Source organism: Vibrio sp. Isolate24 (genome assembly GCF_022398215.1).
GTDB lineage: Bacteria > Pseudomonadota > Gammaproteobacteria > Enterobacterales > Vibrionaceae > Vibrio > Vibrio coralliilyticus_A.
Genome location: NZ_JAKEUU010000003.1, coordinates 50,827 through 75,474, shown reverse-complemented (window position 1 = coordinate 75,474; position 24,648 = coordinate 50,827). Strand labels below are relative to the sequence as shown.

Genomic DNA, 24,648 nt, shown 5'->3' with positions numbered 1-24,648 from the left:
CCATTACAGTGTGCTATTTTCTGAGTAATATTTCTTCTACTCTGTGATCTTGGCCTTTTTTCAAAATCAGCTGAGCACGCCCTTTGGTCGGCAATATATTGGCTGTTAGGTTAATGCCATTGATGGATTGCCAGATTGAATGTGCTTTTTCTATCGCTGCTTTTTCTGTGAGTTCTGTGTAGTGGCTAAAGTAAGAACCAGGTTTGGTAAATGCGCCGAAACGGAACTTTAAGAACCGTTCTACGTACCACTGCTCAATCACATCGCTTTTTGCATCAACGTACAAAGAGAAATCTAAGAAATCGGAAACAAATACACGATGGGGATCATGAGGGTAGTCCATCCCACTTTGAAGTACATTCAACCCTTCAATGATCAACACATCAGGTCGGTCAACGACCTTTACCTCATCGGTAATGTCATAAGTAATATGCGAGTAGACCGGAACTTCGAGGTTGGGCTTTCCGGCTTTTACATCAGAAACAAACTCTACCAAACGCTTGATGTCATAAGACTCTGGGAAACCTTTACGATGCATGATCCCGCGATCATTGAGTATTTTTTTCGGGTACAGAAAACCATCTGTCGTCACCAGTTCGACTTTGGGGTGGTTTTCCCAACGGGATAGCAAAGCTTTTAATAAGCGAGCCGTAGTGCTCTTACCGACCGCAACACTGCCAGCAATACCAATGATAAAAGGTGGCGCACTTTCTTGATTGCCGAGAAAGTTGTTCAGTACAGAATTGCGACTTTGCCTCGCTGCGATATATAAGTTGAGAAGTCGCGCCAATGGCAGATAGATCTCAACAGCTTCTTCCATCGTCAGGCTTTCATTGACGCCTTGTAGCTCGATAAGATCCTCTTCGGATAGCGTCATAGGGACAGAATTACGTAGTTCTGCCCATTGTTGACGGTTAAAAGAGAGATATGGCGTCATAGTCTTCCTAACTGAGATTCGCGATAAGAGCTGCGAAAATACAACAACCTGTGCAAATTGCCAAATGACAAGGCAAGGAAGAGGCCGTTTTGTCGATGATTTTGTGTGATTTTTCAGCAAACAAACCGAAAGTGGATAAAATCTGGTTTTTTTTTAATTTAGCTATTGCAAGGTCGATAATCCTTCAATAGAATGCGCACCACTTATGCCGACTTAGCTCAGTAGGTAGAGCAACTGACTTGTAATCAGTAGGTCACCAGTTCGATTCCGGTAGTCGGCACCATTTCTCCTTTTATGAGAGGAATGGATGAAAAATTTGGAGGGGTTCCCGAGTGGCCAAAGGGATCAGACTGTAAATCTGCTGGCACTGCCTTCGATGGTTCGAATCCGTCCCCCTCCACCATATTCTTAAGGAAATAGCTCTCAGAGTTACGTGTTGCGGGCATCGTATAATGGCTATTACCTCAGCCTTCCAAGCTGATGATGCGGGTTCGATTCCCGCTGCCCGCTCCACTCTAATTTGAGTGCTGATATAGCTCAGGTGGTAGAGCGCATCCTTGGTAAGGATGAGGTCGGCAGTTCGAGTCTGCCTATCAGCACCAGCTCTAAGCAATGTTTCCTTTTGATACTTTCTTTTAACTAAACTACGTTTAGTGATTAAGAGAAGTTTATCACCAAGACTTTTTGGTTGCGTGGTCATCAAAGCCACCTAAATCCGTACCTAGAGGGACAACTCATGTCTAAAGAAAAATTTGAACGTACGAAACCGCACGTAAACGTTGGTACTATCGGCCACGTTGACCACGGTAAAACAACTCTAACTGCTGCAATCTGTACAACTCTTGCTAAAGTGTACGGCGGTGAAGCGAAAGACTTCGCATCAATCGATAACGCTCCAGAAGAGCGTGAGCGCGGTATCACAATNACCAAGACTTTTTTGTCGCGTGGTCATCAAAGCCAACTAAATCCGTACCTAGAGGGACAACTCATGTCTAAAGAAAAATTTGAACGTACGAAACCGCACGTAAACGTTGGTACTATCGGCCACGTTGACCACGGTAAAACAACTCTAACTGCTGCAATCTGTACAACTCTTGCTAAAGTGTACGGCGGTGAAGCGAAAGACTTCGCATCAATCGATAACGCTCCAGAAGAGCGTGAGCGCGGTATCACAATCGCAACATCTCACGTTGAGTACGACACTCCAACTCGTCACTACGCACACGTAGACTGTCCAGGACACGCGGATTATGTTAAGAACATGATCACAGGTGCTGCACAGATGGACGGTGGTATCCTAGTTGTTGCTGCGACAGATGGCCCAATGCCACAAACTCGTGAGCACATCCTACTAGGCCGTCAGGTTGGTATCCCATACATCATCGTATTCATGAACAAATGTGACATGGTTGACGATGAAGAGCTACTTGAGCTAGTAGAAATGGAAGTTCGTGAACTTCTATCTGAGTACGATTTCCCAGGTGATGACCTACCAGTTATCCAAGGTTCTGCACTAGGYGCMCTAAACGGCGAAGAGCAGTGGGAAGCGAAAATCGTTGAGCTAGCAGAAGCACTAGACAACTACATCCCAGAGCCAGAGCGTGCAATCGATCAGCCATTCCTAATGCCTATCGAAGAYGTATTCTCAATCCAAGGTCGTGGTACAGTAGTAACTGGTCGTATCGAGCGTGGTATCCTAACAGTAGGTGACGAAGTAGAAATCGTAGGTATYAAAGAGACTACAACAACTACTTGTACWGGTGTTGAGATGTTCCGTAAGCTTCTAGAYGAAGGTCGTGCGGGTGAGAACGTTGGTGCACTTCTACGTGGTACTAAGCGTGACGAAGTAGAGCGTGGTCAAGTACTAGCGGCTCCTAAGTCAATCAACCCACACACTAAGTTCGARTCAGAAGTATAYGTACTTTCTAAAGACGAAGGCGGCCGTCATACTCCGTTCTTCAAAGGCTACCGTCCACAGTTCTACTTCCGTACAACTGACGTAACTGGTAACATCGAGCTACCAGAAGGCGTAGAAATGGTAATGCCAGGCGATAACATCAAGATGACTGTAGAGCTAATCGCACCAATCGCAATGGACGAAGGTCTTCGTTTCGCGATCCGTGAAGGTGGCCGTACAGTAGGTGCTGGTGTTGTTGCTAAGATCTTCGACTAATTCTTAGGAATTNTGGTAATGCCAGGCGATAACATCAAGATGACTGTAGAGCTAATCGCACCAATCGCAATGGACGAAGGTCTTCGTTTCGCGATCCGTGAAGGTGGCCGTACAGTAGGTGCTGGTGTTGTTGCTAAGATCTTCGACTAATTCTTAGGAATTGCTGAAGACTTCTGAAAAATCTTTGAATAAGATTTGACGAACCAGTAGCAAAAAGGGCATCATTTGATGCCCTTTTTCTGCACTAAATATAATGTTTGCTAATTTCTTATCCAAGCAAATATTAAGCAGGATTTTTTGCCCAAGATGTTGCTTCTTGGTCATTAAGAGAGTTCGCCAATCGAGTAAGGTTAGCGTCTCATGGATTTGCCCTGCAACAGCGGGGTTGTTGTCGTCTATATTAAGACTTGTGACAGGTTTGGTTTTATGAAAGCAAATAATGCTGAAACTCCTGAAAGCTCAAATGGCGCAGATATCTTCAAGTGGATTGTCACTTTCGTTCTGCTGACTGCCGCTGTTGTGGGTAATTACCTGTATGGTGAAATGTCTGTAGTGATTCGCGCTGCAGGTGTTGTTGTATTGATTGCTGCGGCACTAGGTGTTGCTGCTACAACAACAAAAGGTAAAGCTGCGATCGAGTTCGCTAAAGAATCTCGTATGGAAGTTCGTAAAGTGGTTTGGCCTACACGTCAAGAAACTATGCAAACTACTTTGATCGTTTTAGCTGTAAGTATTGTAATGGCTCTAGCACTTTGGGGCATTGACGGCATTATGGTTCGTCTTGTCAACTTTGTGACTGGGGTATAGAGGGTTTTAATTCATGAGTGAAGCTCCTAAAAAACGCTGGTATGTGGTTCAAGCCTTCTCTGGATTTGAAGGCCGTGTAGCTCAGTCTCTTCGCGAGCATATCAAAATGCATGGCATGGAAGAGCTGTTTGGTGAAGTTCTTGTTCCTACTGAAGAAGTAGTGGAAATGCGCGCAGGTCAACGTCGTAAGTCTGAGCGTAAATTCTTCCCAGGTTACGTCCTCGTTCAGATGATTATGAACGATGAATCATGGCACTTAGTACGCAGCGTGCCGCGTGTCATGGGCTTCATTGGTGGTACCTCTGACCGTCCAGCTCCTATCACTGATAAAGAAGCTGATGCTATCCTTAACCGTCTTGAGAAAGCGAGCGAGTCTCCTCGCCCGCGTACTATGTACGAAGCCGGTGAAGTGGTACGTGTTACTGATGGTCCATTTGCTGACTTCAACGGTACGGTTGAAGAAGTGGATTATGAGAAGAGCCGCCTGAAAGTGTCTGTATCGATCTTTGGTCGTGCAACACCAGTTGAGCTTGAGTTTGGTCAGGTTGAAAAACTTGATTAAAAAAACACCTTTTTAGGGTTGTTTAAGGCGCGAATTATGACTATAATTTCGCGCCTTTTTGCTTCTGTCGAAGCAAAAAGTTATTTACGTAAACGGGGAGCTGATCGGTCGATTAGCGTTTGTACCCAAAATTAGGAAAAATCATGGCTAAGAAAGTTGAAGCTTACATCAAGCTGCAAGTTGCTGCTGGTATGGCAAACCCAAGTCCACCAGTTGGTCCTGCTCTAGGTCAACACGGTGTTAACATCATGGAATTCTGTAAAGCGTTTAACGCAAAAACAGAATCTATCGAGAAAGGTCTACCGACTCCTGTTGTTATCACTGTATACAACGACCGTTCTTTCACGTTCATCACTAAGACTCCACCTGCTGCAGTTCTTCTTAAGAAAGCGGCTGGCGTTAAGTCTGGTTCAGGTCGTCCAAACACTGAAAAAGTGGGTACTGTAACTGACGCTCAAATCCAAGAAATCGCAGAAACTAAAGCTGCTGATATGACTGGTGCTGACATCGAAGCAATGAAGCGTTCAATCGCGGGTACTGCTCGTTCAATGGGCCTAGTGGTAGAGGGTTAAGATCATGGCAAAACTAACTAAGCGCATGCGCGTAATCCGCGAAAAAGTTGACGTAACTAAAGAATACGAAATCAACGAAGCTGTTGCTCTTCTTCAAGAACTAGCAACTGCTAAATTCGTTGAGTCTGTAGACGTTGCTGTTAACCTAGGCATCGATGCTCGTAAATCTGACCAGAACGTACGTGGTGCAACTGTACTACCTCACGGTACTGGCCGCGAAATCCGCGTTGCAGTGTTCACTCAAGGTGCAAACGCTGAAGCAGCTAAAGAAGCTGGCGCAGACATCGTTGGTATGGAAGATCTTGCTGAGCAAGTGAAGAAAGGCGAAATGAACTTTGACGTAGTTGTTGCTTCTCCAGATGCAATGCGCGTTGTAGGTCAACTAGGTACTATCCTAGGTCCTCGCGGTCTAATGCCAAACCCTAAAGTTGGTACTGTAACTCCTAACGTTGCTGAAGCAGTTAAGAACGCTAAAGCTGGTCAGGTTCGTTACCGTAACGACAAGAACGGCATCATCCACACTACTATCGGTAAAGCAAACTTCTCTGCTGAGCAGATCAAAGAGAACCTAGAAGCACTTCTAGTTGCTCTGAAGAAAGCTAAGCCATCTTCTGCTAAGGGTACATTCCTGCAGAAAGTAAGCATCTCTACTACTATGGGTGCTGGTGTTGCTGTTGATCAGGCTAGCCTGAACACTCTAGCAAACTAATATATTTGCTTAGGCGCGAAATTTGTGTATAATTTCGCGCCTAATATTTGTGGTTGGGGCTGAACTTTGGTTCTGTAAGAATTAAGACCCAGTCTCCGTCCAAGACCGTAGGCGTCTGAATTTATTTGATAAATAAAGACTTAATTACCCTACGTAGATGGTGCCCGAACTGACAGAAAGCTCTATGTAAATAGTTACCTTTCTTCTGGGAAGCACCTCAATAGCTCTCACTGTTGTGATAATAGTGAGTGGTGTAACGACAACCAGGAGTAAATCCAAGATGGCTTTAAACCTTCAAGACAAAAAAGCAATTGTTGCTGAAGTCAACGAAGCTGCCAGTGGTGCACTTTCTGCAGTTGTAGCTGACTCTCGTGGCGTTGAAGTAGGCGCGATGACTTCTCTACGTAAACAAGCTCGTGAAGCGGGCGTTTACCTGAAAGTTGTTCGTAATACTCTAGCGCGTCGTGCGGTTGAAGGTACAGACTACGAGTGTCTAACAGACACTTTCACTGGTCCTACTCTAATCGCATTCTCTAACGAGCACCCAGGTGCCGCAGCGCGTCTTTTCAAAGACTTCGCTAAAGAGAACGACAAGTTCGAGATCAAAGCTGCTGCATTCGAAGGCGCAGTTACTGATGCTGAAGTACTAGCGACACTACCAACTTACGACGAAGCAATTGCACGCCTAATGATGTGCATGAAAGAAGCTTCTGCAGGCAAGCTGGTACGTACTATCGCTGCACTACGCGATCAAAAAGAAGAAGCTGCGGCATAAGCCTTGCTTTTTACTGGTTGCTAATTAAACTTATTGTTGATTTTAAAAGAGAATTGTTATGTCTATTACTAACGAGCAAATCCTAGACGCAGTTGCAGAAATGTCTGTAATGCAAGTTGTTGAACTAATCGAAGCAATGGAAGAGAAATTCGGTGTTTCTGCTGCTGCTGCTGTTGTAGCTGGCGGCGCTGCTGGTGGCGAAGCTGCTGCTGAGCAAACTGAATTCGACGTAATCCTAGAATCTGCTGGCGGTAACAAAGTTGCTGTAATCAAAGCAGTACGTGGCGCAACTGGCCTAGGTCTTAAAGAAGCTAAAGCTCTAGTAGACGGCGCACCTGCACCTCTAAAAGAAGGCATCGAGAAAGATGAAGCTGAAGCTCTTAAAGCTCAGCTAGAAGAAGCTGGTGCAAGTGTTACTGTTAAGTAATTATTGCATAGTTTCTTAGCCTAACGGCTAATGGCTGGTGGTTTTATAACCACCGGCCTTTTTGCGCTGTAGGGGTTGGGTGATTTTTCCGCTGTTTGAGCACCCAGGTTCCTAGCAAAAAACATTTCATTACAGCTTAATGAAATGTCACTACATTCAAACAGGTGTTAGTCACTGTCTCATAACGATTGGAGACAGTTTGGGTCACTTATCAGCGAGCTGAGGAACCCCATGGTTTACTCTTATACCGAGAAAAAGCGCATCCGTAAGGACTTTGGTACTCGTCCACAAGTGTTGGACATTCCATACCTGCTATCGATCCAGCTCGATTCGTTCGAAAAATTCATCGAACAGGATCCTGAAGGTCAATACGGTCTTGAAGCTGCTTTCCGTTCTGTATTTCCAATTCAGAGCTACAACGGCAATTCCGAGCTGCAATACGTTAGCTACCGTCTTGGTGAGCCAGTTTTTGATGTTAAAGAATGTCAAATTCGCGGCGTAACTTACTCAAAACCACTTCGCGTAAAACTACGCCTAGTTATCTTTGATAAAGACGCGCCAGCAGGTACTGTAAAAGACATTAAAGAACAAGAAGTCTACATGGGCGAAATTCCGCTTATGACAGACAATGGTACCTTCGTTATCAATGGTACCGAGAGGGTTATCGTATCCCAGCTGCACAGAAGCCCAGGTGTATTCTTCGACAGCGATAAAGGTAAGACCCACTCTTCAGGTAAAGTTCTATATAACGCACGTATCATTCCTTACCGTGGTTCATGGCTTGATTTCGAGTTTGATCCTAAGGACAACCTATACGTACGTATTGACCGCCGTCGTAAGCTACCAGCATCTATCATTCTTCGCGCACTAGGTAAGACGACAGAAGAGATCCTGGACATCTTCTTTGAGAAGGTGAACTTCGAGGTTAAAGATCAAACTCTACTTATGGAGTTGGTTCCTGATCGTCTACGTGGTGAAACTGCGTCATTCGATATCGAAGCAAACGGCAAGACTTACGTTGAAACAGGTCGTCGTGTAACGGCACGCCACATCCGTCAGCTTGAAAAAGATGGCGTTGAGCACATCGAAGTACCAGTAGAGTACATCGTAGGCAAAGTGTCTTCGAAAGACTACATCAACGAAGCGACTGGCGAGATCATCGTTGCGGCTAACCAAGAAATCAGTCTTGAAGCACTAGCGAATCTATCTCAGGCAGGCCATAAAGCTCTAGAAGTTCTATTTACGAACGACCTAGATCACGGTCCATTCATGTCAGACACGCTACGTATCGACAGCACTGTTGATCGTATTTCTGCACTGGTAGAAATCTACCGCATGATGCGCCCTGGTGAGCCACCAACGAAAGAAGCTGCTGAAGCACTATTCGACAGCCTATTCTTCTCAGAAGAGCGTTACGATCTATCGACTGTTGGTCGTATGAAGTTCAACAGCTCTATCGAACGTGAAGATGCTCAAGAGCAAGGCACACTTGATGAAACAGATATCATCGAAGTGATGAAGAAGCTGATCGCTATTCGTAACGGCATCGGTGAAGTGGACGATATCGACCACTTAGGTAACCGTCGTATCCGCAGCGTTGGCGAAATGGCAGAAAACCAATTCCGCGTTGGTCTAGTACGTGTTGAACGTGCTGTTAAAGAGCGTCTAAGCCTTGGTGACCTTGATGCAATCATGCCTCAAGATCTAATCAACGCTAAGCCTATCTCTGCTGCGGTTAAAGAATTCTTTGGCTCTTCACAGCTTTCACAGTTCATGGACCAAAACAACCCGTTATCAGAAGTAACGCACAAGCGTCGTATTTCTGCACTGGGTCCTGGCGGTCTGACTCGTGAACGTGCTGGCTTCGAAGTACGTGACGTACACGTAACTCACTACGGTCGTCTATGTCCTATCGAAACGCCTGAAGGTCCAAACATCGGTCTGATTAACTCTCTATCTGCGTTTGCGCGTTGTAACGAGTACGGTTTCCTAGAGACTCCATACCGTCGCGTAGTAGATGGCGTAGTAACAGACGAAGTCGATTACCTATCTGCTATTCAGGAAGGTCAGTACGTTATCGCTCAGGCGAACACGGTTCTTACTGAACAAGGTACATTTGCTGAAGAGCTAATCACAGCTCGTCAGAAAGGTGAATCTGGCCTACACCCACGCGAACATGTTGACTACATGGACGTTGCAACTAACCAGGTTGTATCTATCGCTGCATCGCTTATCCCGTTCCTAGAACACGATGATGCGAACCGTGCATTGATGGGTGCGAACATGCAACGTCAGGCAGTTCCAACACTTAAGGCTGACAAGCCTCTAGTTGGTACTGGTATCGAGCGTAACATCGCCGTTGACTCTGGTGTTACAGCGGTAGCGAAACGTGGTGGTGTAATCCAGTCTGTAGATGCCTCTCGTATCGTTGTTAAAGTTAACGAAGACGAGCTGATCCCTGGCGAAGCAGGTATCGATATCTACAACCTAACTAAATACACTCGTTCTAACCAAAATACGTGTATCAACCAGCGTCCATGTGTGATGCCGGGTGAACCTGTAGCACGTGGCGACGTTCTTGCTGACGGTCCTTCAACAGACCTTGGTGAACTAGCTCTTGGTCAGAACATGCGTATCGCGTTTATGCCTTGGAACGGTTACAACTTCGAAGACTCGATTTTAGTATCTGAGCGCGTAGTTCAAGAAGACCGTTTCACGACTATCCACATTCAAGAGCTATCTTGTGTGGCGCGTGATACTAAGCTTGGTGCTGAAGAAATCACAGCTGACATTCCAAACGTAGGTGAATCTGCTCTGTCTAAACTAGACGAGTCAGGTATCGTTTACATCGGTGCGGAAGTGAAAGGCGGTGATATCCTTGTAGGTAAAGTAACGCCTAAAGGTGAAACTCAGCTAACGCCTGAAGAGAAGCTACTACGTGCTATCTTCGGTGAGAAAGCATCAGACGTTAAAGACACGTCTCTACGCGTACCAAACTCTGTATCCGGTACGATCATCGACGTTCAAGTATTTACTCGTGACGGTGTCGAAAAAGACAAACGTGCACTTGAAATTGAACAGATGCAGCTAAAAGAAGCGAAGAAAGACCTGACTGAAGAATTCCAGATTCTTGAGGGTGGCCTTCTAAACCGCGTTAAAGCTGTACTCATCGATGGTGGTTACACTGAAGCGAAACTAGACACTATCGATCGTAAGAAGTGGCTAGAGTTAACGCTTGAGGATGATGCTCAACAGACTCAACTTGAACAGCTTGCTGAGCAGTATGACGAGCTACGTGCTGATTTCGATAAGAAGTTTGAAACCAAGCGTCGTAAGATCACACAAGGTGATGATCTCGCACCTGGCGTACTGAAGATCGTTAAGGTTTACCTTGCGGTTAAACGTCGTATCCAGCCTGGTGATAAGATGGCGGGTCGTCACGGTAACAAGGGTGTAATCTCTAAGATCAACCCTGTTGAAGACATGCCTTACGATGAGAAAGGCCAGCCGGTTGACATCGTACTGAACCCACTGGGTGTACCTTCGCGTATGAACATCGGTCAGATCCTAGAAGTTCACTTAGGTCTGGCAGCGAAAGGCATCGGTGACAAGATCAACCAAATGGTGAAAGAGCAGCAAGAACTGGCTAAGTTCCGTGACTTCCTACAGAAAGTTTACGATCTTGGCGAAACTCGTCAGCAAGTCGATATTGCATCGCTTTCTGATGATGAAGTTCGTACGCTGATCAACAACCTGCGTGGTGGTCTGCCGATCGCGACACCAGTATTTGATGGTGCGAATGAAACGTCAATCAAAGAGCTTCTCAAACTCGGTGACTTGCCAGAATCTGGTCAGTTAACGCTGTTTGATGGTCGCACAGGTGATGCGTTTGAGCGTCCTGTAACGGTTGGTTACATGTACATGCTGAAACTGAACCACCTTGTTGATGACAAGATGCACGCTCGTTCTACTGGTTCGTACAGCCTAGTAACTCAGCAACCACTTGGTGGTAAAGCTCAGTTCGGTGGTCAGCGTTTCGGTGAGATGGAAGTATGGGCACTAGAAGCATACGGTGCTGCTTACACGCTTCAAGAAATGCTAACGGTTAAGTCGGATGACGTTAACGGCCGTACTAAGATGTACAAAAACATCGTAGACGGTAACCACAGCATGGAACCTGGCATGCCAGAATCGTTCAACGTACTGTTGAAAGAGATTCGCTCGCTAGGTATCAACATCGAGCTAGAAGACGAAGAGTAATCCCCACGGGGTTATTTGGTTGAAGGTGCTCACCTAGTTTTGCGGGTGGGCTCCTTTTAACTCCTTACAGGAGCTGATTGTGAAAGACTTATTAAACTTTCTAAAAGCACAGCATAAGACCGAAGAATTTGATGCAATCAAAATCGGTCTATCTTCACCGGACATGATCCGTTCATGGTCTTTCGGTGAAGTTAAAAAACCTGAAACGATCAACTATCGTACGTTCAAACCTGAACGTGATGGTCTGTTCTGTGCGCGTATCTTTGGTCCAGTTAAAGACTACGAATGTCTTTGTGGCAAATATAAGCGTCTGAAACACCGTGGTGTTATTTGTGAGAAGTGTGGCGTTGAAGTTACACAAACTAAAGTTCGTCGTGACCGTATGGGCCACATCGAGCTTGCTTCACCAGTTGCTCACATCTGGTTCCTAAAATCATTGCCGTCTCGTATCGGTCTACTAATGGATATCCCTCTACGTGATATCGAGCGTGTTCTTTACTTCGAAATGTACGTAGTAACTGAACCGGGTATGACGGATCTAGAAAAATCTCAGATGCTGACTGAAGAAGAGTATCTGGATCGTCTAGAAGAGTGGGGCGATGAATTCACGGCTAAGATGGGTGCAGAAGCGATCAAAGACCTACTTGCGTCTATGGATCTGCCTGCTGAAATCGAAGAAATGCGTGAAGAGCTTCAGTCTACTAACTCAGAGACTAAGCGTAAGAAGATCACTAAGCGTCTGAAGCTAGTTGAAGCGTTCGTTCAATCTGGTAACAACCCAGAGTGGATGATCCTAACTGTGCTTCCGGTACTTCCGCCAGATCTACGTCCTCTAGTACCACTAGATGGCGGTCGCTTCGCGACTTCTGATCTGAACGATCTATACCGTCGCGTAATCAACCGTAACAACCGTTTGAAGCGTCTACTAGAGCTTGCTGCTCCGGACATCATCGTACGTAACGAAAAACGTATGCTGCAAGAGTCTGTTGATGCGCTACTAGACAACGGTCGTCGCGGTCGCGCGATCACAGGTTCGAACAAGCGTCCTCTGAAATCTCTTGCTGATATGATCAAGGGTAAACAAGGTCGTTTCCGTCAGAACCTTCTAGGTAAACGTGTAGACTACTCTGGTCGTTCTGTAATCACAGTAGGTCCATACCTTCGTTTGCACCAGTGTGGTCTTCCTAAGAAGATGGCACTTGAGCTATTCAAACCATTTATCTACAGCAAGCTTGAGACTCGTGGCCTAGCAACGACAATCAAAGCGGCTAAGAAGATGGTAGAGCGTGAAGAAGCGGTCGTTTGGGATATCCTAGACGAAGTAATCCGTGAACACCCAGTACTATTGAACCGTGCCCCTACACTTCACCGTCTAGGTATCCAGGCGTTCGAACCAGTACTGATAGAAGGTAAAGCGATTCAGCTACACCCACTTGTGTGTGCGGCGTACAACGCGGACTTCGATGGTGACCAAATGGCGGTTCACGTGCCTCTAACTCTAGAAGCACAGCTTGAAGCTCGTACTCTGATGATGTCGACAAACAACATTCTGTCGCCAGCGTCAGGTGATCCGATCATCGTACCTTCGCAGGACGTTGTATTGGGTCTTTACTACATGACTCGTGACAAGATCAACGTCAAAGGCGAAGGTATGTACCTTGCTAGCCCAGCTGAAGCTGAGAAAGCATACCGTACTAAGTCTGCAGAGCTACACGCTCGCGTTAAAGTTCGTATCACTGAGACAGTGAAAGATGAAGATGGCAACAGCACTACAGAGACTAAGCTAGTTGATACTACTATCGGTCGTGCAATGCTATGGCAAATCGTGCCATCTGGTCTTCCGTTCAGCATCGTTAACCAGAAGCTAGGTAAGAAGCAAATCTCTCACCTACTTAACGAGGCTTACCGTAAGCTAGGTCTGAAAGATACGGTTATCTTCGCTGACCAAATCATGTACACAGGTTTTGCTTACGCAGCACTTTCTGGTGTATCGGTTGGTATCGACGACATGGTTGTGCCAGATGCGAAATACACTGAGATCGAAGAAGCGGAAGCAGAAGTTCGCGAAATTCAAGAACAGTACCAATCTGGTCTTGTAACTGCGGGTGAGCGCTACAACAAAGTGATCGATATTTGGGCTTCAACCAACGATCGTGTCGCTAAGTTGATGATGGAAAACCTTTCATCTGAAACGGTAGTGAACCGTGAAGGTGAAGACGAGCAACAAGAATCGTTCAACAGCATCTACATGATGGCTGACTCGGGCGCACGTGGTTCTGCAGCTCAGATTCGTCAGCTTGCAGGTATGCGTGGTCTAATGGCTCGTCCAGATGGTTCAATCATCGAAACGCCGATCACTGCGAACTTTAAAGAAGGTCTAAACGTACTTCAGTACTTTATCTCAACGCACGGTGCTCGTAAGGGTCTTGCGGATACAGCACTGAAAACAGCGAACTCGGGTTACCTAACTCGTCGTCTAGTAGATGTTGCTCAAGACGTTGTTGTACACGAGCATGACTGTGGCACGCACGAAGGTATCGACATGATGCCGCACATTGAAGGTGGTGACGTTAAAGTTGCGCTTTCTGAGCTTGCTCTAGGCCGTGTTGTTGCAGAAGACGTACTGAAGCCAGGTACGGACGATGTTCTGATCCCACGTAACACTCTAATTGATGAGAAGTGGTGTCAGATCATGGAAGAGAACTCAGTTGACCGCATGAAAGTGCGCTCTGTAGTTACTTGTGATGCGGACTTCGGTTGTTGTGCACAGTGTTACGGTCGTGACCTAGCACGTGGTCACCTAGTGAACCAAGGTGAAGCTGTCGGCGTTATTGCTGCTCAGTCTATCGGTGAACCAGGTACACAGCTTACAATGCGTACGTTCCACATCGGTGGTGCAGCATCGACTGCAGCTGCAGAGAACAGCATCCAAGCTAAGACTACAGGTACGGTTAAGCTTCATAACGCGAAATTCGTTACAAACAAAGATGGCAAGCTAGTGATCACTTCTCGTGCATCAGAGCTAACCATCATTGACGAATTTGGCCGTACTAAAGAGAAGCACAAACTGCCATACGGTTCTCTACTTTCTAAAGGCGACAACGATGCCGTTGAAGCTGGTGAAACAGTAGCGAACTGGGAAGCGCACACCATGCCAATCATTACTGAAGTGGCAGGTCGCATCCAGTTTGTAGACATGATCGATGGTGTGACAGTTTCTCGTCAAACCGATGATCTAACGGGTCTATCTTCAAGCGAAGTTACAGAAGCTGCCGCTCGCCCAGCAGCAGGTAAAGATATGCGTCCAGCTATCAAACTTGTTGATGAGCAAGGTAACGACGTAATGATCCCTGGTACAGATATGCCAGCTCACTACTTCTTACCTGGTAAAGCGATTGTAAACATCGAAGATGGCGCAGAAGTAGGCGTGGGTGATACGCTATCTCGTATCCCTCAGAAATCTGGCGGTAACAAAGATATCACCGGTGGTCTACCACGCGTAGCTGACCTATTCGAAGCTCGTAAGCCTAAAGAGCCTGCGATCCTTGCTGAGCACACAGGTACTGTGAGCTTTGGTAAAGAAACGAAAGGTAAGCGTCGTCTAGTAATCACTCGTGAAGGCGGTGACGCTTACGAAGAGATGATTCCTAAGCATCGTCAGCTTAACGTATTCGAAGGCGAGAAAGTTGAACGTGGTGACGTGATCGCAGATGGTCCAGAGTCTCCACATGACATTCTTCGTCTACGTGGCATCCACGCTGTGACTCAGTACATCGCGAACGAAGTTCAAGAAGTATATCGTCTGCAAGGCGTTAAGATTAACGATAAGCACATTGAGACTATCGTTCGTCAGATGCTACGTAAGTGTACAATCACTCACGCAGGTGACTCTACAGAGTTCCTAGTTGGTGAACAGGTTGAATACGCGAACGTTAAGATTGCTAACCGTCAGCTAGAAGCTGAAGGTAAAGAGTTAGTACGTTTCGAGCGTGAGCTACTTGGTATTACTAAGGCATCTCTAGCGACTGAATCGTTCATCTCTGCGGCATCGTTCCAGGAGACAACTCGCGTACTAACAGAAGCAGCTGTTTCTGGTAAACGTGATGAGCTACGTGGTCTGAAAGAAAACGTCATTGTTGGTCGTCTAATCCCAGCAGGTACAGGTTTCGCTTACCACCAAGATCGTCAAGCTAAGCGCACTGAAGAACAAGAAGGTCCTTCAGCAGAGCAAGCCACTGACAATCTTGCAGCATTGCTAAACGCAGGTTTCTCTGCTGACGAGTAATCGCGGACTAATAAGAAGATAATAAAAATCCCCAAGCTTAGCTTGGGGATTTTTTTATGTCGGGAGGTTCGTTTTTCCCTTTGGTTAGATAAGTAAACCACCGAAAGTGAAACCTAATCCAACCGCTGAAGCAATGGTCACCACACCCGGAATGAAGAATGGGTGGTTAAAGACATAGCTGCCGATGCGAGTTGAACCTGTGTCATCCATTTCCACTGCGGCAAGCAGAGTTGGGTAAGTCGGTAGAACGAATAGTGCGCTTACTGCGGCGAAAGAAGCCACTGCTGTGAGCGGAGCGACACCGATTGCAAGTGCTGCTGGCATCAGAGCCACTGTGGTTGCTCCTTGCGAGTAAAGCAGCATAGAAGCAAAGAACAGTACCATCGCCAGTAGCCATGGGTAATCAGACAGCAGCGCGCCTGCGACTTCTTTAATGCCATCCACATGCGCGTTGACGAAGGTTGAACCTAACCAAGCCACACCTAGAACACACACACAAGCGGTCATTCCAGAACGGAACGTTGAGGCGTTAGGAATTTTTGCAGCATCAATCTTTGTAAATAAAACGATCGCTGCTGCTGCGGCCAGCATCACTGTCATGATGGCTTCGTTACGGCCAAGTGCTGGATCAACAATCAGGCCTACGGATTTAGAGATGGCCGCCGCGTAGCAAACCACGAAACCAATTGCTGCAAGGAAGATATATGTGGCTGTTTTCGCTGTTGGAAGAATGTCACGCTGCTTTTCCGTTGCGAGTTTGATCAGACCTTTCTCCAAGCGCTCCTGATAAATCGGGTCATCTTTTAATTCACTCCCCATAAAGTTAGCGACGAATGCGCCAATCATACAAGCAATGAAGGTGGTTGGGATGCACACCGCAAGCAGTGTCAGGTAATCAACCCCCATTGGTGCCAGCATCGCAGCGAATGCCACGACGGCTGCTGAGATTGGGGAAGCGGTAATCGCGATTTGCGATGCGACCACAGCAATAGAGAGAGGACGCGATGGACGCACCCCTTGACCTTTTGCGACTTCCGCAATAACAGGCAGTGTGGAAAATGCGGTGTGACCCGTACCTGCCATTAATGTCATAAGGAAAGTGACGATAGGCGCATAAAAGGTGATGCGCTCTGGGTTTTTGCGCAAGAAGTTTTCTGCCAGTTGTACTAACCAATCCATACCACCGGCGACCTGCATCGCGGCAATCGCTGTGATGACCGACATGATGATCAGAATTACATCCACAGGAATGTAGGCCTGACTGGTCGGTACGCCAAGAATTAATGACAATGCGATAACGCCTGCACCCCCCGCAAAGCCAATGCCAATCCCACCTATTCTGGCTCCTAAAAAGATAAAGAGCAGAACGACTAATAGTTCGACCGCTACCATGATAATTACCTCATATTGTTAACTTAAATTCGATTATCTGAACACTCAGTGCCTAAACGTTTAGATAATTGAAGGAGGGAGCCATTGGATAGGTATTAACCCTTATCAAACTGCGGTTAACCGTATTGGTGCCTAAAAAAGGGCCCTGTTGGGCCCTCCTTGGTAGCAATCTTATTCGTAGCGTTTCGCTTTATACTTAGGATGCATAAAGTTTTCCACGTTCAAGATATCGTCCAACTCTTCTTCGGTCAGCAAGCCACGCTCTAGCACGACTTCACGGACGCTCTTACCGGTTTCCGCACAGATCTTACCAACGATGTCACCTTCGTGGTGACCAATGTATGGGTTCAGGTAAGTCACGATACCGATTGAGTTGTACACGTAGCCTTCACAGATTTCTTTGTTGACTGTGATGCCATCGATACATTTATCACGCAGGTTGACACACGCGTTAGACAGTAGAGAAATGGACTCGAACATGCTTTGCGCAATGACAGGTTCCATCACGTTTAGCTGTAGCTGACCACCTTCTGCGGCAAATGAGATGGTGTTGTCATTACCCAGTACTTTGAAACAGACTTGGTTGACCACTTCTGGTACCACAGGGTTAACCTTAGCTGGCATGATAGAAGAGCCTGCTTGTAGCTCTGGCAGGTTAAGTTCGTTGAGTCCGGCACGTGGACCAGAAGAAAGCAGACGCAAATCATTACAGATCTTAGACAATTTAACCGCCAAACGCTTCAGTGCACCATGTGTCATTACATAAGCACCACAGTCTGATGTCGCTTCAATCAGATCTTCCGCTGGGACTACATCTAGGCCTGTCACGTCAGCTAAGTGTTTCACTGCCAGTTTCTGATAGCCTTCAGCTGCGTTCAAACCAGTACCGATCGCAGTGGCACCTAAGTTGATTTCTAGCAGTAGTTTTGAAGTGTACTCAAGGGCGCGGATTTCTTCATTCAGAGTCACAGCCCATGCGTGGAACTCTTGGCCAACTGTCATTGGTACCGCGTCTTGAAGCTGAGTACGACCCATTTTAAGCACGTCTTTGAACTCTTGGCTTTTAAGTTCAAACGCACCTTTCAGGTATTCAATCGCTTCAATCAGAGTGTGAACGCTATTGTAAACGGCGATACGGAAACCCGTTGGGTAAGCACAGTTGGTCGACTGGCTCTTATTAACATGGTCATTTGGGTTAATGAATTCGTACTGACCTTTTTCCTTGCCCATCAGCTCAAGTGCGACGTTGGCGATCACTTCGTTAGTATTCATGTTGACTGATGTGCCAGCACCGCCTTGGAAGACGTCTGAAGGGAATTGATCCATGCACTTACCTGTTTCAAGGATCAAATCACACGCTTCTACTACGTATTTCGCGACATCTTTAGGAATAACGCCTAGCTCTTTGTTTGCTAACGCCGCGGCTTTCTTGGTCATAACCATGCCACGGACAAATTCAGGGACATCTGAAATCGTGACATTAGAGATGTTGAAGTTTTCGATAGCGCGTAGTGTGTGGATGCCGTAGTAAGCATCGGCAGGAACGTGGCGTTCGCCAAGTAGGTCTTCTTCGATACGAGTGGCAGCGGTAGTGCTAGGAGTATCAGTTAGGGTAGCCATCACAGGATCCTTAGATAATTATTCTGATGATAAAGTAAAATGCTAGCCATTCTGCAGTGTAAGAATCCTTTCGTCAGAATTTTTGGCTGTAAAATCCGTCCTGACTTATGGGGCTCATAATACTGTACCCAGCAGATAAAAATAGTAGCTTGATCACCTTTTTTGCTTTTGTTTAGTTAAACTTTTGCAAGATATGAACAGGGTATTAATAACCACAAAGTAGTAGTGGTTTGTTGGGATTTCTATCACTCTTTTTTACAGCTTTAATTTGAGCTTGAATCAGCTTTGGGCTTACACTGGGCCTAACAAAGGAGGGCGTGTGTTTCCTATCTTATTATTGATGTTTATTTTCGTTCCTATTATTGAAATAGGCCTGTTTATTTCGGTCGGCGGTTACTTAGGATTGTGGCCGACGATCGCACTGGTACTGATCACCGCGTTTGCCGGTGCGTCTTTGGTACGCAGCCAAGGTTTGCAGACCTTGATGTCAGTGCAAAACCGCTTGCAGCAAGGCGAGCTGCCTGCTCAGCAAATTCTTGAAGGTGTGATGCTTGCGGTCTCAGGGGTACTACTGCTGACACCGGGCTTTATGACCGATGCGCTCGGCATGTTAGTGCTATTACCGGCACCACGCGCTGCGATGGCAAAATACCTTATGAGTAAGATGACGGTGCAGTCTGTCGGTGGTGGCTTTCAAGGTGGCTTCGGTTCTGGAAACTTCCAACAAGGCCCTTTTGATCAAGACCCGTTTAATCACCAACCTAAAGACGGTAATACGTTTGAAGGGGAATATGAGCGTAAGGATGGGGACGATAATAATCGCCTCAATTAACAGATAAAAACTCGCGAACACTTGATAAATAAAGGCGCAATCACCGCGCCTTTATTTGTATTTTCCTCTAGAGCTTTAATTCTATTTATAAGCAAAAGCTAAACTAAATCAGCGATCTATTCTCATTTGTGCAACAAACGTTTCACCTTATGTTTAAACTTTGAAGTCTCTTCAAATATTCAGCATATCTATGAGATCGAAATCTCACTGTCACTGAATGTTGTTTTTAGTTTCATGAAAAAGATAAACACTTGTCGTGCTTTATAAGTCTTTTCTCAATAGAAAAGGTGATTTGGAACACGCTTTCTCAACCCTATACAACACGGAAAGCGATGCAAGGTGGACAGAATGAAACAAAAACTAACCCCAACCTTACTTGCAGCAGTGGTCGCAAGTGCTCTCTCCGCTCCAGCAATGGCGGATATCGTAATTTCTCAGTACGTTGAAGGTAGCAGTAACAATAAAGCTATTGAGATTGCCAACACTGGTGATTCAGCAGTGACGCTGGATGGCTATGAGCTAGCGAAATCGACCAACGGCGGCGGTGAGTGGGGCAGCAAACTGGCTCTAGGTGGCCGTGTACTGGAAGCACAAAGCGTTCTGGTTGTTGCACACACAAGTTCAAGTGATGAAATCAAAGCAGTAAGCGACATCCTAAATGGTTCAGTGATCGGATTTAACGGTAATGATCCGATTGCGCTACTGAAAGACGGCAACGTACATGACATCTTGGGTAACATGGGCGGCTCAGATTTCGCAAAGGATGTCACTCTAGTACGTAATGTTGATGCGATGACGCCTTCTTCTACTTATGACGCTTCTCAATGGTCATCGCTGGCAAAAGACAGTATCGAAGGTTTAGGAGTACTGGATGGCGGTGAGACACCAGAGCCGTTCGCTTGTACTCAAGATGGTGCTGAGCCTGTCTTTACATCGATTCAAGAAATTCAAGGTGAAGGTGATACTTCTCCATTCATCAATGGCTATCCATACATCACAGATGAAGATTTCTTCGTCAAAGGTGTGGTTAGTGCAGTGACCACAGGACTAACAAAGGGCTTCTATCTACAAGCACTGGAAGATGACTACAACCCGAAAACATCGGAAGGGTTATTCGTCCACACTAACCAGTCAAGCTCTGATCTTCAGCCTGGCGATGTAGTGTGTGTCAAAGGTAAGGTTCAGGAATACTACAATCTGACGCAACTGAAAGCCGAAAACAACAACTGGGTGAAACAAGGCGAGCAAGCAGCCCCATCAGCGACGGCAGTTGAAGTGATGGCGGATGACGCTAACTTCGATCAGACGTTAGAGCGCTATGAAGGCATGCTGGTTAAGACGACTGAAGCGTTGGATATGCGCGTGACTCGCACCTTTGGTTACGATTACGCATCGCGTCGTAATAACATGGTGGTTGCTCAAGGCCGTATCAATATGCACCCTAACCAGAACTTTGCTGCAGGTTCTGACGAAGCGAAACAGCAGAGCACTGAAAACGCACAGCGTCGCCTGTTCATTGAGTCTGATGCCAAGGCCGCGGATGGCACGGTTCCTTACTACCCAGACTTTGGCCGCACGGACGCTGACCAGAATGGTTCCACAGAAGATTACATCCGTATCGACGATACCATCGTTGGTCTAGAAGGTGTCCTAAGCTACAGCTACGGTGATTACCGTCTGATTGCTACCAACACGCTAACTAACGACAACTTCGTACGTAACGATCCTCGTACTGAAGGCATCGATATGGAAGAAGGCGATCTGCGTATCGCGACATTCAACGTACTCAACTACTTCAATTCCCCATTTGGTGGTGACGCTAACCAGCATGGTGATAACCGTGGTGCCAACAGTTATGAAGAGTTCGAAGTTCAGCAGGCGAAGATTGTTAACGCTATTCTACGCCTTGACGCTGATATCATCGGTTTGATGGAAATCGAAAACAATGGCTTTGGTGACAGTGGTGCTATTCGCCAGCTTGTTGAACAGCTAAACCAGCGTATCGATAAGAAGAAAGACCGTTACGACTTCGTTGCTGTTGACAGCAATGGCGATAAAGTGACGGATAAGAACGACTCAATTGGTACCGACGTTATCACAACAGGCGTTATTTACCGTTCTAAAGTGGCGAAGCTGAAAGAAGTACGCGTTATCGAGATGCCAAGTCAGCAAGCACCTGAAGTACTAGATGACGACGGTAAAGTGATCGAAGATGGTAAGAACTATCAGCGTAACTCTCTAGCGCCAACGTTCAAGATCAAAGGCACTAATGAGAAGATCACGGTTGCGATTAACCACTTCAAATCGAAAGGTTCTAAATGTTGGGAAGACGCAGCACCCGTTGACCAAGGTGGTCAGGGCGGTGTCGATGCAGACCAGCAAGGCTCTTGTGAAAACTTCCGTGTTGCAGCGGCGGTTGCACTGGGCGACGCGCTGAAAGACATCAAAGGTCATAAAGTGATTCTTGGTGACTTGAACTCTTACGGTATGGAAGATCCGATGCTGGTTCTGACCGATTACAGTGAAGAGAAATACGGTAAGCAGATCAAAGCGGCACGTAATACCTTTATTGGTGACACCGAGCAGTTTGGTGATAACGGTGCGGTGATTACTGAAGGGTACAATTACATTAATGCTGTTGCGATGAAGCACCCAAATAGCTGGAGCTACTCGTACAATGATGAAGTGGGCGCGCTAGACCACCTACTAATCAGCCCAAGCCTGAAGAAGCACTTTGTGGATGCGACAGACTGGCATATCAATGGCGGTGAATCGACACTATTTGATTACAACGATGAGTACAAAGGTGACTTGCCGAAGTATAACGATCACTTCCGCTCTTCTGACCACGATCCAGCAGTCCTAGAACTGAACATGGCAGGTTCGTTCGGCTTTGGTGCGCTAATGTCATTGTTTGGCTTAGCACTATGGCGTCGTCGTAAGTAAGCCAAGCTTTATAGAGACCAAGTAAAAACCGCCACATTCAGTGGCGGTTTTTTTATTGATTAAGAGTTTGTCATTCTCCTATCTACGGATGCGAATAAAGTCCCCAGCTGCACTATCAAAGATGCTTCCTTCGCTTACACCGCATCTAGTAAACAGGTGTTCCCATGATTGGCGCGCCTTTATATGGATTGTTAAGTTTTGAGAATAAGCCATCAAGATCATAGACGTGGACATATTGTTTTCGTAGTCATTTGCTCCGCCATAGTAGTCGGCCCAAATGCCAAACCACTTGTTGTCAACTTTAAACTGCAACGTTCTAAACCACGAGTTATTTGATTGCTCACCTGTTGCACAGATCTGAATCTCCTCTATCGTTCCCGTCGCTTCCTGAGAAAAAGATAAAGGGGAAGTTAATAGTAATATTGTCAATAATAGTATTCTCATCAAAGTAAAATCCTAAGAAGTAGTGAGACCGAATATAGGGTTAATGTTAATGGCAGAAATACTACTGTGCATTAACGCATGCTAATTAAGCATTTTAGTAATCAATTATTTAGCCTTATTATATTGTGATATGTCTTATAGTTAAACAATTCATAATTTTCGATTATGAAATAACATGTAATCGAATGTACCAAATGCAACGCTTTGCCAACCGGCACTAAAGATTACAGTGAAGAGAAATACGGTAAGCAGATCAAAGCGGCACGTAATACCTTCATTGGTGGTACAGAGCAGTTTGGTGACAACGGTGCGGTGATTACTGAAGGGTACAACTACATTAATGCTGTTGCGATGAAGCACCCAAATAGCTGGAGCTACTCGTACAATGATGAAGTGGGCGCGTTAGACCACCTGCTAATCAGTCCAAGTCTGAAGAAGCATTTCGTGGATGCCACAGACTGGCATATCAATGGCGGTGAATCGACTCTATTTGATTACAACGATGAGTACAAAGGTGACTTGCCGAAGTACAACGACCACTTCCGCTCTTCGGACCACGATCCAGCAGTCTTAGAACTGAACATGGCTGGTTCGTTCGGTTTTGGTGCGCTAATGTCATTGTTTGGCTTAGCACTGTGGCGTCGTCGTAAATAAGCCACTCTTTTACAGAGACAAAGTAAAAACCGCCACATTCAGTGGCGGTTTTTTTATTCGTATAAATCCGTTGGAACTTCGGTCTCACAACGTGTTAGGTCGTAGTCTTGTGTAGATCCGCCACTACCTCTATGGTGCATACGCACAATCATACCGCGCTCAATATACCAGCGTAGGTTTTCACAAGAGACTCTGTAGCTAATTTCATTGATATGAGACGTTTGCCAGCGAGAGCTGCCAGGTAAGGTTCTAACGTAATAGATCACACCATTGTCCATCACCTTCAATCCTTTGACGTCGCTCAGATGCTCTTTAGCGGTATCAATAGTTTCTTGGCTAGCTGTTGGTTGTAAATCTTCTATCTTCGTAGTTTGGCAAGCGCTCAAAGCTAACGCTGAAAGGCTCGCCACTGCGATGTGTTTTAGTTTCATTTATGACTCTCGATTGATATTAGATTAAGGACGAGCCTTAAGGAAAAGAGGATTTTATTTATAACTTAAATCAATGTGTAGTGATAATTTTATAGAGACAAAAAAGTGTGAATCAGAGTGTATTTAGTCTTTCAGGTACGACTTGAGTTAATGGAGGCTTAAGCGACCAAATTTTCCTTGCCCTTATCCGATTCTTATATTCGTTTTTACTAATTTAACTAACTGAAACCAAAGTACTATTTACTGATTTATATTGTGATTCATCTCATAGCCATTAAATTATATTTTGAATTTATATAAGTATTAATTATTATCGACGTTAATTTATATTATCTACCTATTGTTAGTCTGACGACGAAAAGCGTAGGCGCACCTAATTTCCGCGTTAAAGGCTGGGATTTAATTCATATGACTAAAAAGCACTATGTCCTAGTTGTGGCTTTGTTCGCTTCTATCGCTGGCGCCCTATATGTGACTTTCTTCAAACCTTCACCTCAATCAATCACTGATGAAGTACCTGCTCTGAGCGACAAGAGTAGTAATGCATTGCCAAAAATAACATTGAGTCAAGATGCGAATTTCCCTTCACCGGTGATTCAGCTTCAGCAAACCATTGCCCATGGCCTAGTTGAAGTGGAGAAAGCGGAACTCCCACTCCTTCGTGGAGATCTCGCTGAATTTTCACAAAGCAATATCCAAGAACAATATCAGCCCCCCGCAGAGCTTGAGAATCTGCAACTGAGGCTGAAAAGACTGCAATCCATCAGTCAATAATCAATTCGCGACCTGATCTTTCAGAGTAACAAGCGAAATCCAATTAAG

The 24,648-nt window shown here is 45.8% G+C and carries 16 protein-coding genes, 4 tRNA genes and 2 pseudogenes; 18 read left to right on the top strand and 4 right to left on the bottom strand.

Annotated elements, in window-relative coordinates; translation table 11 throughout:
* Positions 1–13: 13 nt before the first annotated feature.
* A complete protein-coding gene (coaA, locus tag L1D23_RS13090) occupies positions 14–937 on the bottom strand; it encodes a type I pantothenate kinase (protein ID WP_239838035.1) in 924 nt (307 codons plus the stop codon).
* Between the two features lie 207 nt (positions 938–1,144).
* Here coaA and L1D23_RS13085 point away from each other — a divergent pair.
* The 14 genes and pseudogenes from L1D23_RS13085 (at position 1,145) to rpoC (ending at position 15,507) form a co-directional block, all read left to right on the top strand.
* Positions 1,145–1,220 (top strand) — tRNA-Thr (locus L1D23_RS13085).
* Positions 1,221–1,255: 35 nt separating this feature from the next.
* Positions 1,256–1,340, top strand: a tRNA-Tyr gene (locus L1D23_RS13080).
* Between the two features lie 35 nt (positions 1,341–1,375).
* A tRNA-Gly gene (locus tag L1D23_RS13075) sits at positions 1,376–1,450 on the top strand.
* Between the two features lie 13 nt (positions 1,451–1,463).
* Positions 1,464–1,539: transfer RNA gene (locus tag L1D23_RS13070), tRNA-Thr, on the top strand.
* A 134-nt stretch (positions 1,540–1,673) separates the two neighbouring features.
* A complete protein-coding gene (tuf, locus tag L1D23_RS13065; protein ID WP_239866919.1) occupies positions 1,674–3,110 on the top strand; it encodes an elongation factor Tu in 1,437 nt (478 codons plus the stop codon).
* Positions 3,111–3,116: 6 nt separating this feature from the next.
* Positions 3,117–3,260, top strand: a pseudogene (gene tuf / locus L1D23_RS13060) (elongation factor Tu); the annotation flags it as partial.
* A gap of 276 nt (positions 3,261–3,536) precedes the next feature.
* Positions 3,537–3,917, top strand: a complete 381-nt coding sequence (gene secE / locus L1D23_RS13055) for a preprotein translocase subunit SecE (protein WP_239838038.1) — start codon at positions 3,537–3,539, stop codon at positions 3,915–3,917.
* A 13-nt stretch (positions 3,918–3,930) separates the two neighbouring features.
* Positions 3,931–4,479 (top strand): transcription termination/antitermination protein NusG, encoded by a 549-nt coding sequence (gene nusG / locus L1D23_RS13050; protein ID WP_239838041.1) that lies wholly within the window; start codon positions 3,931–3,933, stop codon positions 4,477–4,479.
* A gap of 143 nt (positions 4,480–4,622) precedes the next feature.
* The gene (rplK, locus tag L1D23_RS13045; RefSeq protein WP_006957115.1) at positions 4,623–5,051 is read left to right on the top strand and encodes a 50S ribosomal protein L11; all 429 of its coding nucleotides are present in this window, start codon (positions 4,623–4,625) and stop codon (positions 5,049–5,051) included.
* Between the two features lie 4 nt (positions 5,052–5,055).
* Positions 5,056–5,760 carry a 50S ribosomal protein L1 gene (rplA, locus tag L1D23_RS13040; protein ID WP_004747603.1) on the top strand — a complete coding sequence of 235 codons (705 nt, stop codon included), beginning with the start codon at positions 5,056–5,058 and terminating at the stop codon, positions 5,758–5,760.
* Between the two features lie 280 nt (positions 5,761–6,040).
* The gene (gene rplJ / locus L1D23_RS13035) at positions 6,041–6,535 is read left to right on the top strand and encodes a 50S ribosomal protein L10 (protein ID WP_006957114.1); all 495 of its coding nucleotides are present in this window, start codon (positions 6,041–6,043) and stop codon (positions 6,533–6,535) included.
* A gap of 58 nt (positions 6,536–6,593) precedes the next feature.
* Positions 6,594–6,962 carry a 50S ribosomal protein L7/L12 gene (rplL, locus tag L1D23_RS13030; protein WP_006957113.1) on the top strand — a complete coding sequence of 123 codons (369 nt, stop codon included), beginning with the start codon at positions 6,594–6,596 and terminating at the stop codon, positions 6,960–6,962.
* Between the two features lie 231 nt (positions 6,963–7,193).
* The gene (rpoB, locus tag L1D23_RS13025; protein WP_239866916.1) at positions 7,194–11,222 is read left to right on the top strand and encodes a DNA-directed RNA polymerase subunit beta; all 4,029 of its coding nucleotides are present in this window, start codon (positions 7,194–7,196) and stop codon (positions 11,220–11,222) included.
* 79 nt (positions 11,223–11,301) lie between these two features.
* Positions 11,302–15,507 (top strand): DNA-directed RNA polymerase subunit beta', encoded by a 4,206-nt coding sequence (gene rpoC / locus L1D23_RS13020; protein WP_239866913.1) that lies wholly within the window; start codon positions 11,302–11,304, stop codon positions 15,505–15,507.
* A gap of 84 nt (positions 15,508–15,591) precedes the next feature.
* On the opposite strand, the gene L1D23_RS13015 is transcribed toward rpoC, so the two are convergent.
* Positions 15,592–16,899 (bottom strand): anaerobic C4-dicarboxylate transporter, encoded by a 1,308-nt coding sequence (locus L1D23_RS13015; RefSeq protein WP_239866910.1) that lies wholly within the window; start codon positions 16,897–16,899, stop codon positions 15,592–15,594.
* A 171-nt stretch (positions 16,900–17,070) separates the two neighbouring features.
* Positions 17,071–18,519 (bottom strand): aspartate ammonia-lyase, encoded by a 1,449-nt coding sequence (aspA, locus tag L1D23_RS13010; RefSeq protein WP_239866907.1) that lies wholly within the window; start codon positions 18,517–18,519, stop codon positions 17,071–17,073.
* Between the two features lie 319 nt (positions 18,520–18,838).
* Here aspA and L1D23_RS13005 point away from each other — a divergent pair, with 319 nt between their 5' ends.
* The 3 genes and pseudogenes from L1D23_RS13005 to L1D23_RS12995 form a co-directional block, all read left to right on the top strand.
* Positions 18,839–19,351, top strand: coding sequence for an FxsA family protein (locus L1D23_RS13005; RefSeq protein ID WP_239838046.1), 513 nt, complete (start codon positions 18,839–18,841; stop codon positions 19,349–19,351).
* Positions 19,352–19,699: 348 nt separating this feature from the next.
* Positions 19,700–22,297: an ExeM/NucH family extracellular endonuclease gene (locus tag L1D23_RS13000; RefSeq protein WP_239866904.1), complete on the top strand. Its 2,598-nt coding sequence runs from the start codon at positions 19,700–19,702 to the stop codon at positions 22,295–22,297.
* Positions 22,298–22,963: 666 nt separating this feature from the next.
* A pseudogene (locus L1D23_RS12995) lies at positions 22,964–23,395 on the top strand (nuclease); the annotation flags it as partial.
* A 53-nt stretch (positions 23,396–23,448) separates the two neighbouring features.
* On the opposite strand, the gene L1D23_RS12990 reads toward L1D23_RS12995, so the two are convergent.
* Positions 23,449–23,826 carry a hypothetical protein gene (locus L1D23_RS12990; RefSeq protein WP_239866901.1) on the bottom strand — a complete coding sequence of 126 codons (378 nt, stop codon included), beginning with the start codon at positions 23,824–23,826 and terminating at the stop codon, positions 23,449–23,451.
* Between the two features lie 408 nt (positions 23,827–24,234).
* Here L1D23_RS12990 and L1D23_RS12985 point away from each other — a divergent pair, with 408 nt between their 5' ends.
* The gene (locus L1D23_RS12985) at positions 24,235–24,600 is read left to right on the top strand and encodes a hypothetical protein (protein ID WP_239866898.1); all 366 of its coding nucleotides are present in this window, start codon (positions 24,235–24,237) and stop codon (positions 24,598–24,600) included.
* Positions 24,601–24,648: the final 48 nt, after the last annotated feature.